Below are 14138 nucleotides of genomic sequence, written 5' to 3'. Positions count from 1 at the left end.
TCGCTCAGGACGCGTCGTCGATGATCTTCCGGGCGTTGGCCATGGCCCGCTCGACGGCGGCGCGCCGGTCGTCCAGCGCCTTCTTGTTCCTGGCGATGGCGGTCTTCTGCGCGCGGGTCTCGACGGCGTGCGCGGCCTGGATGTAGCCGGTGTCGAGTTTGCACCGGGCGTCGGCGGCCGCGGTCTTCTTCTCCTTGCCCGACGGCTCGTCCGTGCCGTACCAGTCGGTGTCGGTGGACGCCGCGTCCGGGTCGGGGTAGTGCAGGCCCTTGTGCTTCATGCAGTCCGACCAGGCCCGGTCGGCCTTCTTCCAGGCGGGGTCCTTCGCCGCTTGCTTGTGCGCCTCGTACCAGAGCTCCATGGCGATCGAGTAGTAGCCGCTGAGCTTCACGGCGCCGACCTTCACCGGCTTCGGATCGGGGCCGAAGATCTTCCGGGTCGCCTCCCCCGTGCAGCCTCCCTTGGGGATGGGGTTGCCGTGCGCCTGGTGACTGTCGCCGGCCTCGAAGACGCCGGTCAGGGCCGTGTACTGGTCGGCGGCCCACTCCCTGGGCTGATCGCCGGACCCCTGCTGCCGGTTGTGGTAGCCGTGCTCGGCCGCCAGGTCGGGATCGTCCACGCCGTACGGGCTGTCGTCGCCGACCTTGATGCTGCTCGTGACGGTGCCCTCGCGGACCGGGTACGTCGACTCCACCGTCCTGATGTCGAGCGACTTGAAGCCGCTGAACCCGAGTCGGACCATGCACTGCTTGGCCAGGATCCACTGCGCCTCGCCGACGGCCTTTGCGTCCCGGGACGTCGGGTCCGGAATGTAGGCCTGTAGCGGGAGCGCCTTCATGGTGTTGAGGCGGTGGGCCCCGCCGTCGGCGTCGTCGGCGTCGTCGCCGGCGAACTGGCATGCCGACACGGCGAGCAGGCCGGTGAGAGCGAGCGGGAGGAGTTTACGCACCGGCTCATACGACCAGCCCTGGATCATGCGCGCCGTGATGGAGCCCACAGTTCCGGCACAAGCCGTTCACAGAAGGGTCATGTGATCTCCGTTATGGCCGTCCGGGCCCGGTTCTGATGAACTGACTGCTCGTCAACTGACCACTGACAGAAGGGGGAACCATGACCATCGGCCAGGGAGCCCGGGTACGCAGGAGAGCCGCCGTCGCGGTGGCGGCCGGTGCCGTCCTGGGCGCGGGGGTCCTCGCGACCGCTCCCGCCCAGGCGGCCACGGCGCCGTCCGTCGCCACCGCGCGGACCGCCACGGCGGCGCCGCAGGTGTCGGCCCAGGGCGCGTACGCCATGAACTCGGCCACCGGCAGGCAGCTCTTCGGCAAGGCGCCGGACGGACGGCTGCGGACCGGCTCCACCACGAAGATCATGACGGCGCTCGTGGTGCTGTCGCAGCGGAACGTGGACCTCGACAAGAAGATCAAGATCAAGAAGGAGTACACCGACTACGTCATCGACCCGGCGACGGGCGCCCAGCGCTACTCCAGTGCGCACCTGATCCTCGGCGACTCGATGAAGACGCGCGACCTGCTGTACGGCCTGCTGCTCCCGTCGGGCTGCGACGCGGCCTACGCGCTGGCGGACACGTACGGCACGGGTTCGACGACGGCCCAGCGGACCAAGTCGTTCATCGGCAAGATGAACAGCAAGGCACGCGAACTGGGCCTGACGAACACCCACTTCGACGGCTTCGACGGGGTGTCCAACGGGAACAACTACTCTTCGCCGCGTGATCTGGCCAGGCTGGCCGGGGTCGCTCTGAAGAACAAGACGTTCAAGAAGGTCGTCGGTACCAAGGTCAAGGACGACATGCAGTCGTACCGGCCCGGCGGCGGAACGCACGCCATGGCACCGTGGACGAACTCCAACACGCTCCTGAGCACCTACCGGGGCGCGTTCGGAGTGAAGACCGGCTCCGGACCGGAGGCGAAGTTCTGCCTGGTGTTCGCGGCCACCCGCGGCTCCAAGACGGTCGTGGGCGCCATCCTCGCGGACACCTCCGCGGACCAGCGGTTCAAGGACGCGACGAAGATCCTCGACTACGGCTTCGCACAGCGCGGCTGACGTCCGGGACACCGGCGCCGCCCGGGACCTGACCGTCGTCACCCGGGGCGGGGAACGTCTCCCGCCCCGGGCTCCACGACCGGCGCGTCCGGCTCCGGTCCGCGGCCGGACGTCCTCGCGGCCGACACCGCGAGGACCACGGCGGCGAGACCCAGGCCGACGACGAAGGCGTTGATCCAGAAGTAGGCAGGGCTGCTCGGGTGGGTGCTGCCGTCGGCGAGGACGCAGTCGAAGCGGAGCGGCACCCAGGAGGCCGTCTGGCCCACGAGCACGCCGGGCGGGAAGTCGTCGCGGCACTCGAGGGCCGGTGTGGAGTCAGCTCCGGAGGAGGACTCGTGCACGGAGAACGCGACCGCTCCGGCGCCCAGCAGATACAGGATGACGGCGGCCCAGCCCGCCATCCACGCCGACCAGCGCAGCAGGCCCGGCCGCCGGTCCGGGCGCCTGCCGGGGAGCACCACGGACACGAGCTTGACGATGACGGCGATCACCCAGAGGGGGACCGCGAGCCAGACCGCGATGCTCAGCAGGCCGAAGAAGACGCTGAGAAGGGAATCGTCGTCCATCGGGCGATCTCAGCAGGGCAGAGGGGGCGAGGCGGTGACGGAAGCCATAGTTCCGGTCACAGGCTCGTCACGGCTGCGGCCGGCGGGTCCCGGGGCTCGTGAGCCGGGCACCGGCACCCGCCGGCCGGGGCGCTACGACAGCTGGGACTGGACCTGGCCGGCGATCAGCTCCAGGTGGTCCAGGTCGGTGAGGTCGAGGATCTGGAGGTAGATGCGCCGGGAGCCGATCGCGGCGTACCGGCCGATCTTGTCGACGACCTCGGCGGGGGTGCCCGCCAGACCGTTGGCCTTCAGCTCGTCCACCTCACGGCCGATCGCGGCGGCCCGGCGGGCGACCTCCTGGTCGTCCTTGCCGACGCAGACGACGAGCGCGTTGGAGTACGTCAGCTCGTCGGGGCCGCGGCCGGCCGCCTCGGCGGCGGCGCGCACCCGGCCGAACTGCCGCTCGCTGTCCTCGACCGAGGAGAAGGGCATGTTGAACTCGTCGCCGTACTGAGCGGCCAGCCTCGGGGTGCGGGTCGCACCCTGTCCGCCGATCAGCACCGGGATCCTCTGCTGGGCGGGCTTGGGCAGCGCGGGTGAGTCGGTGAGGTCGTAGTACGTGCCGTGGAAGTCGAAGGTGTCGCCGAGCTTGGTCTGCCACAGCCCGGTGACGATCGCCAGCTGCTCCTCCAGGCGGGCGAACTTCTCCTTCGGGAACGGGATGCCGTACGCCTTGTGCTCCTCCTCGAACCAGCCCGCGCCGAGGCCGAGTTCGACCCGGCCGCCGGACATCTGGTCCACCTGGGCGACCTGGATGGCGAGCACACCGGGCAGCCGGAAGGTGCCGGCGGTCATCAGTGTGCCGAGGCGGATCCGCTTGGTCTCGCGGGCCAGACCGGCCAGGGTGATCCAGGCGTCCGTGGGGCCGGGGAGGCCGTCCACGTCGCCCATGCTGAGGTAGTGGTCGGAGCGGAAGAAGGCGTCGAAGCCGAGGTCCTCGGTGGCCTTCGCCACGGTGAGCAGGGTGTCGTAGGAGGCGCCCTGCTGGGGCTCGGTGAAGATTCGAAGGTCCATGCGTCCATCCTGCACGCCGGTGGTCCCGCCGGCCGCACCGGTACCCGGACCTTCAGCCGGCGGTCACCCGGCCTCTCTCTCCGGCAGCGCCGCCTCCCTCGCCGCCAGCTTCCGGAGCATCTCCAGGACGCGGTCCCGGGACTCGTCCGCCGCGTCGATCGCCTCCATGCACTGCCAGTACGTCGCCTCGTCGGCCGCGGCACTGGCGATGCCGACGAGGGCGATACCGACCTCGCCCAGCAGGCCGCCGAGGCAGAGCAGGGCCTGGCGGGCGTCGTCCAGCTCGGTCAGCTGGGCGGCGCGCAGGTCGCCGGGGTCCAGGGCCGGCGTGTCCAGGACGCCGCAGCCCCGACCCGCCAGCTCGGTCAAACCCAGGGCCTCGCCCCGCAGTTCGGGTGGGCCGGAGACCGCGAGACGGCTGCCGATCGCCTGGGCGAGGGCCTGCGCCTGCCACACCTCGGTCAGGGCCTGCGCCACCTCACTGCTGGCCGCCAGGGCACGCCTGCTTGTCACGATGAGTCGCACCGCGTCCATACGCTGCCCCCGTCCGTCCGCCGGAACTCATCTTGTTCACTACCCAGAGTGAGGGCGTGTGAGACGTAAAGCCAGAGGAAGACGGAAATTCCTGGACAACAATTCGGATTCGACGAGCTTTTTGACTCCGTAGAGTAATAGTGGAGAACGATCTTCCGCAGGGGCGTTACGGGTTGCCGTCCTCCTCCCGCACCGGGAACCTCCGCTCGTTCCGGTCGATCTTGGCGTCCAGCGCGGCCAGCGGGTCGATGCCGAGCACCTCGCACAGCTGGAGCAGATAGGCGAGCACGTCGGCGACCTCGTCCGTGACGCGGTGCGCGGTGCCGGGGTCGTCCATGACGCGGGCCGACTCCTCGGGCGTCAGCCACTGGAAGATCTCGACCAGTTCGGAGGCCTCCACGCTGAGGGCGGCCACGAGGTTCTTGGGGGTGTGGTAGGGCTGCCAGTTCCGGGCGGCCGCGAACTCGGCCAGTCGGCGCTGCAGTTTCGCCACGTCCAGGTGTTCCGTCACGGCGTCAGGTGTACCACCGTCACGCCCTCCGCCCCGGCGGCCCACGAGGCGTCCCCGACCGTCCCGAGGAGCCGGATGTGTCCGGCTCCGCAGGTCCACTCCGCCAGCCGCAGCAGCTCCGCCCGTTGCCGGGGGTCCAGCGCCCGGTCCAGGCCGTCGGCGAGGACGGTGAGCGAGCGCAGCGCCGCGGGGACCTCGCCGGGCGGGTCGACGTCCAGGACGCTCGGGCCGGTGAGCAGGACCAACGCCAGCGCCACGTACCTGAGCTCGCCGTCGCCGAGCCGGCCGAGCGCCGTGCGGATGCCGTCGCCCCGGTCGAGCACCGCGCGTACGGTCCCATCGCCCAGCGGTTCGGCCAGCAGGTCGGCGACGGGGCCCGCGCAGCCGGCGCGTACCGAAGCGACGAGCTGCGCGTGCCGCCGGCCGCACTCCGCGCGGGTGCGCCACAGGACGTCGGCGAGGTTGTCGCAGCCGGACAGGAGCCGTCCGGAGCCCAGGGGGACGGCGGCGCGCATCCCGTCGGGCCGGGGATCGCAGGCGAAGACCGAGCGCAGGGCGACGACCATCTGCTCGGCGGCGGCGAGCACCTGGCGCTGCCCGTCCGTCTTGCCGGCCACCCGCAGCGGGAGGAGCGGGGTGCCGAGCCGGTCGTCGGGGAGCGGGGCGCGGGTCACCGGTGCCGAGCCCGCCGTGTGCCAGGCGGCCTGCACCGTCCTGCGGCCCGGGTCGCGCAGGGCCGTCTCGAGCAGCACCAGCCCGCCCGCGGTCAACCGCTCCCCCACGATGCGCAACTCCGGCTCCGCCTGCACCGCGACGTCGAGCCGGACCGGGCCCTCGGCGCCGTCGGCCGTACAGCCGATACGGAAGCCGCGGCGCCGCTGGGCATCGGGCCGGGCCCGCTCCGGCACGCAGGCGACCGGGTCCGGGAACGCCTCCGCGAGCTCGGCGCCGCCCCCGAGCCGGGCCAGCGCCTCGTACGCCTGGAGCGCCGTCGACTTCCCGCTGCCGCTCGGCCCGGCGAACAGGGTCAGCGGCCCGAGCGGAAACCCGGCCCGCCGGTGCCCGGCGAACGCGGAGAGCCGCAACTCGGTGATCCGCGGCCGCTCCCACGCCCCCGCCCTGGCGGCCGGAACAGCCCCCGGCACCGGTACCGGCCGCCCGCTCACGACGCCCGCGAGGGGCTCCGGCGACGATTCACCCCCACCGGCCTCGGCGACGGAACCCGACGGAACGCCCCCGGCACCGGCCCCGACGACAGAACCCGACGGAACGACCCCCGCACCGGCCCCGACGACAGGACCCGACGGAACGGCCCCGGCACCGGCCCTGACAACAGGACCCGACGGAACGGCCCCGGCCCGGTCAACGACCGACGCTCCCCGCGACCGGACCCCGGTGGCCAGGAGACCCTCGGCCCGTGGTTCAGGAGCGGCGCTCCCGGACGGCGGGACCGAGGCGGGCGGCACGGAGGCCGACGACGCGGGCGACGACCCCGCCCCGGCGGCGCCCACCGACCCCGTCGGTGACTCGCGACGGCCGGGCTCGGCGGGCCAGGCCGCCCCGGCCCGAGGTGTGGGAGCGGCGCTCCCGGACGGCGGGGCCGAGGCGGGCGGCACGGAGGCCGACGACGCGGGCGACGACCCCGCACCGGTGGGCCGGGGCGTCCCGGTCCGGGGTTCGGGGGCGGCGGTCCCGGTGTGCGGGACGGAGGGGGGTGGCGGTGATGCGGACGGCGGCTGCGAGAGGGGCATGTCCGGACCGTAGGGCTCCGCGGGTACGGCGAACCGTTCCCTCCCGCGGACCTTCCTACGATCGGGGGACCGGCCGGGCTCACGTGCCCGACACGCCCGCGCCCTCCATGAGCCCGCTGACCTCGGTGCCGGGCGGGGTGAGCAGGAAGACGTTCCGGTCGACGCGGTGCATCCCGCTGCCCAGACCGAAGACGACCCCGGTGCTGAAGTCCAGGACGCGCTTGGCGACCTCGGTCTCGGCGCCCGACAGGTCGAGCAGCACGGGCGCGCCCGCCATGATCGTCTCGGCCACGTCGCGGGCGTCGGCGAACACGTTGACCCGGAGCACCACAAACCGGCGGCGGGTCTCGGTCTCCGCGTCCGGCAGCGAGCGGTGGTTCACCGCGGACGGCCAGGCGTCCCGGCCCCGCAGCGGCACGACCTGGGCGAGCCCTTCCCACTGTTCATCGGTGACGTCGTATCGGTTCACCGGCTCCCCCCGACCTGACTCGCACTCATTGCCTGCACCGGTCAATTCTTACGCCAAGTCACCCGTTCGGCCCAACAACGACACGAAGCGCGACCGCCCCGTCTGTTTCTGCGTGCTCGAAAACAAGATATGTACGACATCACCGGTCAGCGCCGAACTCCACCGATTCCTGCCGGATCAGGGCTTCTTACCGCCCTCACACCGGACTCTTCACCTCCACCCGCGCCCCGCTCACCGCCCCGGATTAGCGTCCGGTCTCGTGCACTTGGCAGAAACCCAACGAGTGACACCCAGCCGGCGGACACTGTCGGCGGTGTCCGCCGCCCTGGACCCACCCGCGCAATGGCACCGCGTACTCACCGTCCTGGCCAATGTGAGCCTCTTCATCGGCACCCGGACGGTGTGGACGCAGGCGGCCACGCACCGCCTGGTCCTCGCGGCCGTCATCTCCGTCTGCTACGCGTCGATCCTGGCGACCGGCGTGCTCGCGCTGACGGTCCGCCGGGCCCGCTCACTGGCCCGCCTGGACCTGCTGGTGCTGGTGACGGCGGTGACGCTCACCCTGTGCACCTGGGCGCTGAACCACAGCGGCGGCGACGAGGCGGCCCTGACCACGCAGGCCGCGAAGGAACTGGTCCACGGCCACCAGGTCTACGACCACCCCTGGCCCTGGCTCTTCGACCACGGCGTCGCCCGGACCCCGACCATAGACGGCGGCTACGACTACACGTACGGCTATCCGCCGCTGGCCCCGCTGCTGGCCGCGCCGCTGCTGTGGCTGGGGCACGCCGGTTCCGCCGCGACGGCCGCGAGCACCGGCGCACTGATCGCCGGCGCGGTCGTGCTGTGGCGCATGCTGCCGGTGCCGTGGCGGTCGGCGGCGACGATGGCCTGCCTGGGCTTCGGCTTCCTGCCGACGTACGCCCGGCTCGGCTATCCCGCGATCATGGGCCTGGCCCTGCTCATCCCGGTCGCGGTGCGCTGGCCCCGGATCGGGCGGGGCGGGCGGCTCGGCCCGGCGGGGATCGCGCGGGCCGCGTGCCTGGGGGCGGCCTGCGCGGCGCAGCAGTTGCCCTGGTTCGTCGCGCCGTTCCTGCTGGCCGGGATCTACGCGGTGCGCCGCGGCGAACTGGGCGGCCGGGCGGCGACGCTGGTGCTGCTGCGCATCGCCGGGATCGCGGCCACGGCCTGGCTGCTGATCAACACGTACTTCATCGTGAGCGAGCCGGGCCCGTGGCTGGCCGGGATCGCGCTGCCGCTGACCCAGGGCGCGGTGCTGCACGGGCAGGGCCTGGTGGACGTCTCGCTGTACTTCACCGACGGCAGCGACCGGCTGGACTGGTACGGCTACGCGAGCATGCTGCTGGCGGCGGCCTTGCTCACGCTGTTCGTGCTGTTCATCAGGCGGCTCGGCCCGGCGGCGACGGTCCTGCCCTGGTGCGCGTTCTACCTGGCGACCCGTTCGCAGGACGGCTACTACCTGATGATGACCCCGCTGTGGCTGGCGGCGGCGGTCACCGTGCCCCTCTCGGACTTCGGCCGTGCCTGGCAGCCCTGGCCCGGGGCGCTGTCCGGGCTGCGGCGGCGCCCCGCCCGGATCGCCGCGGCCGCGCTGCTGCTCACCCCGGCGCTGGCGAGCGCGGCCATGGCGGTGACCGGCGCGCCGCCGCTGCGGATGGAGCTCGCCTCGGTGCAGCGGGGCTCGGGGCGCGCGGTGTCGGGGGTGACCGTGCGGGTGACCAACACGGCGGACGCCGCCCTCACCCCGCACTTCATGTTCACCACGGGCCAGGGGATGAGCAAGTACTGGTCGCAGGTGGGAGGCCCGGCCACGATCCCCGCGCACTCCACGGCGACGGTGAAACTCCGGGCACCCGACGGGCGGTTCCCTCTGCCCCGCCCGAACGTCCGGATCCGGCTGCGCGCGTTCACAGCCGTACCGCAGACCCTGACCAGCCAGGACGTGCGGCTGACCGGGGTCCGCCGCACGGGCTGAGGTCAGGCCCCGGCGCGGGTGAACCGGAGCGTGGCGGTCACCGTGGTCAGACCGCGCATCATGCCCAGCTGGTTCCAGCCCATGCCGAACTGGTCGCGGTCCACGGTGAACTCCGCCTCCAGCGTGAGCGCGTCGGCGGCCACGCCCGTCAGGCGGGCGGTGAGGGTCTGCGGCCGGCTGATGCCGCGGACGGTCAGCTGACCGGTGACGTGCGCGGTGTCGTCGGCGCGGAGTTCGGCGCCGCGCACGGCGAAGGTGACCTCCGGGTGGTGGTCGGCGTCGAAGAAGTCGGAGCCGCGCAGGTGGGTGTCGCGCTTGGCGTTCCCGGTGTCGAGGGAGGCGGCGTCCAGGGTGACGGTCCCGGTGGCGGAGCCGTCGGCCGCGACCTCACCCCGGCCGGCGACGGCGGCGAAGGTGCCCTTGACGGTGACCAGGCCCCAGAAGGTCTTGTGCCGTACGGCCACGGCGGAGGCGGTCGGGTCGAGCTGCCAGAGGCCTGTTTCCACGGCGACGGTCATGGTCGTACTCCCAATGAGTGATCAGGGCGAGGTGGTTCAAATTTGGATGACACCACGCTAGCCCCTCATCCAAATTTGAACAACAGGTAGACTCAAAACCATGGCAGCCTCCGCCGAGCACCCCGCCGACCAGCCCGAATGCCCGTCCATGAACGGCACCGGTCTCCTCCCGCCGGAGCTGCGCGCCTGGATGGTCCTGCTGGCCGCGACCGGCGCGGTGGAACAGCGCCTGCGGACCGTCGTGAAGGACACCCTCGACGTCTCCCACGACGAGTTCCTGATCCTGTGCCTGCTGGCCGAACAGCCCGGCGGCCTGCGCATGACCCGGATGGCCGACCTCCTGGGCCGCCCGAAGACCCGGCTCACCTACCAGATCGCCTGCCTCCAGCACGCCGGCCTGGTCACCCGCAAGTCCGTCTGCGGCGACAAACGCGGCATCGAGGTCGCCCTCACCGAGAAGGCCCGCGAACGGCTGAGGGAGACCTCCGTCCTGCTGGCCGGGACCGTGAAACAGGCCCTCGCCGACTCCATGGGCGCCGACCAGCGGGCGGCCATGTGCGCGCTGGTCCCGGACCTCGAGGACGACCCTTCCGGGGGCTGAGAGGCGCAGGTCACAGCCAGCGCGAGGGAAACGTCACAGCCCCCGCTCTGCTACCACTTGAGCGCCCTGCCCTAGCATCCGAGCATGACGGTCCTGCCTGACGACGGGCTCCCACTGGCCGCCGAGTTCCCTGACGCGACACACGAGCAGTGGCAACGCCTGGTCGAGGGTGTGCTGCGCAAGTCGGGCAAGGAAGTCTCGGGCGCGGCAGCTGAGGACGCTCTGTCCACGACGCTGGAGGACGGGCTGCGCACCCGGCCCCTGTACACGGCGCGCGATGCCGCGCCCGATCCCGGCCTGCCCGGTTTCGCCCCGTTCGTACGCGGCGGCCGCCCCGAAGGCAACACGGGGGGCGGCTGGGACGTGCGCCAGCGGCACTCGGTGGCCGAGGACGGCGCGGTCCTGACCGACCTGGAGAACGGCGTGACCTCGCTCTGGCTCGTGCTGGGCGAGGGCGGTATCCCGGTGGCCTCGCTCGGCCGCGTGCTCGACGGCGTCTACCTCGACCTGGCGCCGGTCGTGCTCGACGCGGGCCGGGACGTCCAGGCCACGGCCGAGGCACTGCTGCGACTGTACGAGGAGCGGGGCGTGGACCCCAAGGCGGTGCGCGGCAGCCTCGGCGCCGACCCGCTCGGGTACCGGGCCCGCACCGGCTCGTCCCTGGACTTCGCGCCGGTCGCCGCGCTCGCCGCGCGCTGCGCCGAGTCGTACCCGGGACTGCGCGCGCTGACCGTGGACGCGCTGCCGTACCACGAGGCGGGCGGTTCGGCCGCGCAGGAGTTGGGCCTGTCGCTGGCCACCGGCGTGGCCTACCTGCGGGAGCTGACCGAGGCCGGCCTCACCGTGGAACAGGCCGCGGGACAGCTGGAGTTCCGGTACGCGGCCACCGCCGACCAGTTCCTGACGATCGCCAAGCTGCGGGCGGCGCGCCGGCTGTGGGCGCGGGTGGCCGAGGTGTGCGGGGCACCGGGCGCGGGCGCACAGGTGCAGCACGCCGTGACCTCGCCGGTGATGATGACCCGCCGCGACCCGTGGGTGAACATGCTGCGCACGACGGTGGCCACGCTGGCCGCCGGGGTCGGCGGCGCGGACGCCGTCACCGTGCTGCCGTTCGACCACGACCTCGGCCTGCCCGACGCGTTCGCCCGCCGTATCGCGCGCAACACCTCCACGATCCTGGTCGAGGAGTCGCACCTGGCCCGGGTGATCGACCCGGCGGGCGGCTCCTGGTACGTGGAACGGCTGACCGACGAACTCGCCGAGGCGAGCTGGAAGTACTTCCGTTCGATCGAGGGCGACGGCGGCCCGGCGGCCGCCCTGCGCTCCGGCCGGATCCGCACGGACCTGGCGACGACCTGGGCGGAGCGCTCGAAGAGGCTCGCCAAGCGGCGTGAACCCATCACGGGTGTCAGCGAGTTCCCGCTCCTCGCGGAGAAGCCGGTGGAGCGCGAGCCCGCCCCCGAGCCGCCGTCCGGCGGGCTGCCTCGGGTGCGCCGCGACGAGGCGTACGAAACCCTGCGCGCCCGCTCGGACGCCCACCTCGCGGCGACCGGCGCCCGCCCCCGGGTCTTCCTCGCCACGATCGGACCGGCCGCCGCGTACACGGCGCGCTCGACCTTCGCCGCCAACCTCTTCCAGGCGGGCGGCATCGAGCCGGTCACCGAGGGCCGTTTCGAGGACAGCGGCGCCACCGAGGCCGTGCTGTGCTCCAGTGACGCGCTGTACGGGGAGCAGGCCGAACAGACCGCCGAGTTCCTCAAGGCCTCCGGTGCCCGCCACGTGTTCCTCGCGGGCCGCCCCGCCGAGTACGCGGGCGTCGACAGTTACGTCTTCGCGGGCTGCGACGCCGTCGACGTCCTGTCCGCGACCCTGGACCGCATGGGAGTGTCCTGATGGGAATCCCCGACTTCTCCGGCATCGAGCTGGGGACACCCGTCGCCGACGGCAGTGCCGAGGAGTGGCGCACGGCCGTCAAGCGGGCGACCGGGAGCGAAGAGCCGCTGTGGGAGACCCCGGAGGGCATCGGCGTCAAGCCGCTGTACACCGGGCGTGACCTGGAGGGCCTGGACTTCCTGGGGACGTACCCGGGCGTCGCCCCTTACCTGCGCGGCCCGTACCCGACGATGTACGTCAACCAGCCCTGGACGATCCGCCAGTACGCGGGCTTCTCCACCGCCGAGGAGTCCAACGCGTTCTACCGGCGCAACCTGGCGGCCGGTCAGAAGGGCCTGTCGGTCGCCTTCGACCTGCCCACGCACCGGGGTTACGACAGCGACCACCCGCGGGTGACCGGCGACGTCGGCATGGCGGGCGTGGCGATCGACTCGATCTACGACATGCGGCAGCTGTTCGACGGCATCCCGCTGGACAAGATGACCGTGTCGATGACGATGAACGGCGCCGTGCTGCCGATCCTGGCGCTGTACATCGTGGCCGCGGAGGAACAGGGCGTACCGCCCGAGAAGCTGGCCGGGACCATCCAGAACGACATCCTCAAGGAGTTCATGGTCCGCAACACCTACATCTATCCGCCGAAGCCGTCGATGCGGATCATCTCCGACATCTTCGCGTACACCTCGCAGCGGATGCCCCGCTACAACTCGATCTCCATCTCCGGCTACCACATCCAGGAGGCGGGCGCGACGGCCGACCTGGAGCTGGCGTACACCCTCGCCGACGGCGTGGAGTACATCCGGGCCGGGCGGGAGGCGGGCCTGGACGTGGACGCGTTCGCGCCGCGGCTGTCGTTCTTCTGGGCGATCGGCATGAACTTCTTCATGGAGATCGCGAAGCTCAGGGCGGCCCGGCTGCTGTGGGCCAAGCTGGTCTCGCAGTTCGAGCCGAAGAACTCCAAGTCCCTCTCCCTGCGCACCCATTCGCAGACCTCCGGCTGGTCGCTGACCGCGCAGGACGTGTTCAACAACGTCACGCGCACCTGCGTGGAGGCGATGGCGGCGACCCAGGGCCACACCCAGTCGCTGCACACCAACGCCCTGGACGAGGCCCTCGCGCTGCCCACCGACTTCTCGGCGCGCATCGCCCGCAACACCCAGCTGCTGATCCAGCAGGAGTCCGGCACCACCCGGGTCATCGACCCGTGGGGCGGCAGCGCGTACGTGGAGAAGCTCACGTACGACCTCGCCCGCAAGGCCTGGCAGCACATCCAGGAGGTCGAGCAGGCGGGCGGCATGGCGCAGGCCATCGACGCCGGCATCCCGAAGCTGCGCGTGGAGGAGGCCGCGGCCCGCACCCAGGCCCGGATCGACTCGGGGCGCCAGCCGGTGATCGGCGTGAACAAGTACCGCGTCGAGAGTGACGAGGCGATCGAGGTCCTCAAGGTCGACAACTCCTCCGTGCGCGCCCAGCAGATCGAGAAGCTGCGGCGGCTGCGCGCGGAGCGGGACGAGACCGCCTGCCGGGACGCGCTGGACGCGCTCACCCGGGCCGCCGACGGCAAGGACAACCTGCTGGAGCTGGCCGTGCACGCGGCCCGCGCCAAGGCGACCGTGGGCGAGATCTCCGACGCCCTGGAGAAGGTGTACGGCCGGCACGCGAGCCAGATCCGTACGATCTCCGGGGTGTACCGCAACGAAGCAGGGGAGTCCCCGAACGTGGACCGCACCCGTGCCCTGGTGGACGCCTTCGAGGAGGCCGAGGGACGCCGGCCACGCATCCTGGTCGCCAAGATGGGCCAGGACGGCCACGACCGCGGCCAGAAGGTGATCGCGACCGGCTTCGCCGACCTGGGCTTCGACGTCGACGTCGGCCCGCTGTTCCAGACGCCGGAGGAGGTCGCCCGCCAGGCGGTCGAGGCGGACGTGCACGTGGTCGGCGTGTCCTCGCTGGCCGCCGGTCACCTCACCCTCGTACCGGCGCTGCGCGAGAAGCTCGCCGAGGAGGGCCGTGAGGACATCACGATCGTCGTCGGCGGGGTGATCCCGCCGCAGGACGTGCCGGTGCTGCTGGAGATGGGCGCGGCGGCCGTGTTCCTGCCCGGGACGGTGATCCCGGACGCGGCGTACGACCTGGTGAAGCGGCTGGCGGCCGACCTCGGCCACGACCTGTAGCCCCC

At 72.2% G+C, this 14138-nt stretch carries 14 protein-coding genes; 6 read left to right on the top strand and 8 right to left on the bottom strand.

Going from position 1 to position 14138, the window contains the following annotated elements:
* Nucleotides 1–4 precede the first annotated feature (4 nt).
* Nucleotides 5–949, bottom strand: a complete 945-nt coding sequence (locus ACFY01_RS11160; RefSeq protein WP_390735413.1) for a hypothetical protein — start codon at nucleotides 947–949, stop codon at nucleotides 5–7.
* A 161-nt stretch (nucleotides 950–1110) separates the two neighbouring features.
* On the opposite strand from ACFY01_RS11160, the gene ACFY01_RS11155 reads away from it, so the two are divergent.
* Complete coding sequence (locus ACFY01_RS11155) at nucleotides 1111–2064, top strand: D-alanyl-D-alanine carboxypeptidase family protein (protein WP_390735412.1); 954 nt, start codon at nucleotides 1111–1113, stop codon at nucleotides 2062–2064.
* Nucleotides 2065–2102: 38 nt separating this feature from the next.
* Here the strand turns inward: ACFY01_RS11155 and ACFY01_RS11150 are convergent, their stop codons facing one another.
* The 5 genes from ACFY01_RS11150 to ACFY01_RS11130 all read right to left on the bottom strand — a co-directional run bounded on the left by ACFY01_RS11150 (nucleotide 2103) and on the right by ACFY01_RS11130 (nucleotide 5897).
* A complete protein-coding gene (locus ACFY01_RS11150; RefSeq protein WP_390735411.1) occupies nucleotides 2103–2630 on the bottom strand; it encodes a hypothetical protein in 528 nt (175 codons plus the stop codon).
* A 132-nt stretch (nucleotides 2631–2762) separates the two neighbouring features.
* Nucleotides 2763–3686, bottom strand: coding sequence for an LLM class F420-dependent oxidoreductase (locus ACFY01_RS11145; RefSeq protein WP_390735410.1), 924 nt, complete (start codon nucleotides 3684–3686; stop codon nucleotides 2763–2765).
* 63 nt (nucleotides 3687–3749) lie between these two features.
* Complete coding sequence (locus tag ACFY01_RS11140; RefSeq protein WP_390735409.1) at nucleotides 3750–4220, bottom strand: DUF6099 family protein; 471 nt, start codon at nucleotides 4218–4220, stop codon at nucleotides 3750–3752.
* A 166-nt stretch (nucleotides 4221–4386) separates the two neighbouring features.
* Nucleotides 4387–4731 carry a nucleotide pyrophosphohydrolase gene (locus tag ACFY01_RS11135; RefSeq protein WP_390735408.1) on the bottom strand — a complete coding sequence of 115 codons (345 nt, stop codon included), beginning with the start codon at nucleotides 4729–4731 and terminating at the stop codon, nucleotides 4387–4389.
* Nucleotides 4728–5897: an AAA family ATPase gene (locus ACFY01_RS11130; RefSeq protein WP_390735407.1), complete on the bottom strand. Its 1170-nt coding sequence runs from the start codon at nucleotides 5895–5897 to the stop codon at nucleotides 4728–4730. The genes ACFY01_RS11135 and ACFY01_RS11130 overlap by 4 nt, the downstream gene beginning before the upstream one ends.
* Before the next feature lie 229 nt (nucleotides 5898–6126).
* Between ACFY01_RS11130 and ACFY01_RS11125 the strand changes: the two genes are divergently transcribed.
* Complete coding sequence (locus ACFY01_RS11125) at nucleotides 6127–6495, top strand: hypothetical protein (protein WP_390735406.1); 369 nt, start codon at nucleotides 6127–6129, stop codon at nucleotides 6493–6495.
* 66 nt (nucleotides 6496–6561) lie between these two features.
* Here ACFY01_RS11125 and ACFY01_RS11120 read toward each other — a convergent pair whose 3' ends face one another.
* Nucleotides 6562–6951 (bottom strand): cell division protein SepF, encoded by a 390-nt coding sequence (locus tag ACFY01_RS11120; RefSeq protein ID WP_361799995.1) that lies wholly within the window; start codon nucleotides 6949–6951, stop codon nucleotides 6562–6564.
* 313 nt (nucleotides 6952–7264) lie between these two features.
* On the opposite strand from ACFY01_RS11120, the gene ACFY01_RS11115 reads away from it, so the two are divergent.
* Nucleotides 7265–8947, top strand: a complete 1683-nt coding sequence (locus ACFY01_RS11115) for a hypothetical protein (protein ID WP_390735405.1) — start codon at nucleotides 7265–7267, stop codon at nucleotides 8945–8947.
* Nucleotides 8948–8949: 2 nt separating this feature from the next.
* Here the strand turns inward: ACFY01_RS11115 and ACFY01_RS11110 are convergent, their stop codons facing one another.
* Nucleotides 8950–9465, bottom strand: coding sequence for a YceI family protein (locus tag ACFY01_RS11110; RefSeq protein WP_390735404.1), 516 nt, complete (start codon nucleotides 9463–9465; stop codon nucleotides 8950–8952).
* Nucleotides 9466–9565: 100 nt separating this feature from the next.
* Between ACFY01_RS11110 and ACFY01_RS11105 the strand changes: the two genes are divergently transcribed.
* From ACFY01_RS11105 to scpA, 3 genes are all read left to right on the top strand, one after another.
* A complete protein-coding gene (locus ACFY01_RS11105; RefSeq protein WP_390735403.1) occupies nucleotides 9566–10066 on the top strand; it encodes a MarR family winged helix-turn-helix transcriptional regulator in 501 nt (166 codons plus the stop codon).
* Nucleotides 10067–10150: 84 nt separating this feature from the next.
* The gene (locus ACFY01_RS11100; protein WP_390735402.1) at nucleotides 10151–11959 is read left to right on the top strand and encodes a methylmalonyl-CoA mutase family protein; all 1809 of its coding nucleotides are present in this window, start codon (nucleotides 10151–10153) and stop codon (nucleotides 11957–11959) included.
* Nucleotides 11959–14133 carry a methylmalonyl-CoA mutase gene (gene scpA, locus ACFY01_RS11095; RefSeq protein ID WP_390735401.1) on the top strand — a complete coding sequence of 725 codons (2175 nt, stop codon included), beginning with the start codon at nucleotides 11959–11961 and terminating at the stop codon, nucleotides 14131–14133. Before ACFY01_RS11100 ends, scpA begins: the two co-directional genes overlap by 1 nt.
* Nucleotides 14134–14138: the final 5 nt, after the last annotated feature.

The sequence above is a fragment of the Streptomyces sp. NPDC001480 genome (genome assembly GCF_042894725.1).
Taxonomy (GTDB): domain Bacteria; phylum Actinomycetota; class Actinomycetes; order Streptomycetales; family Streptomycetaceae; genus Streptomyces.
Note: the sequence above shows the minus strand (reverse complement) of the source record. Positions and strands in the feature narration are given on the sequence as shown.

Excerpts from the sequence above, each read along its gene's own strand:
- ACFY01_RS11155 (WP_390735412.1), top strand. The coding sequence starts at position 1,111 with ATGACCATCGGCCAGGGAGCCCGGGTACGCAGGAGAGCCGCCGTCGCG.
- ACFY01_RS11145 (WP_390735410.1), bottom strand. The coding sequence starts at position 3,686 with ATGGACCTTCGAATCTTCACCGAGCCCCAGCAGGGCGCCTCCTACGAC.
- ACFY01_RS11105 (WP_390735403.1), top strand. The coding sequence starts at position 9,566 with ATGGCAGCCTCCGCCGAGCACCCCGCCGACCAGCCCGAATGCCCGTCC.
- ACFY01_RS11110 (WP_390735404.1), bottom strand. The coding sequence starts at position 9,465 with ATGACCGTCGCCGTGGAAACAGGCCTCTGGCAGCTCGACCCGACCGCC.
- scpA (WP_390735401.1), top strand. The coding sequence starts at position 11,959 with ATGGGAATCCCCGACTTCTCCGGCATCGAGCTGGGGACACCCGTCGCC.
- ACFY01_RS11100 (WP_390735402.1), top strand. The coding sequence starts at position 10,151 with ATGACGGTCCTGCCTGACGACGGGCTCCCACTGGCCGCCGAGTTCCCT.
- ACFY01_RS11150 (WP_390735411.1), bottom strand. The coding sequence starts at position 2,630 with ATGGACGACGATTCCCTTCTCAGCGTCTTCTTCGGCCTGCTGAGCATC.
- ACFY01_RS11140 (WP_390735409.1), bottom strand. The coding sequence starts at position 4,220 with ATGGACGCGGTGCGACTCATCGTGACAAGCAGGCGTGCCCTGGCGGCC.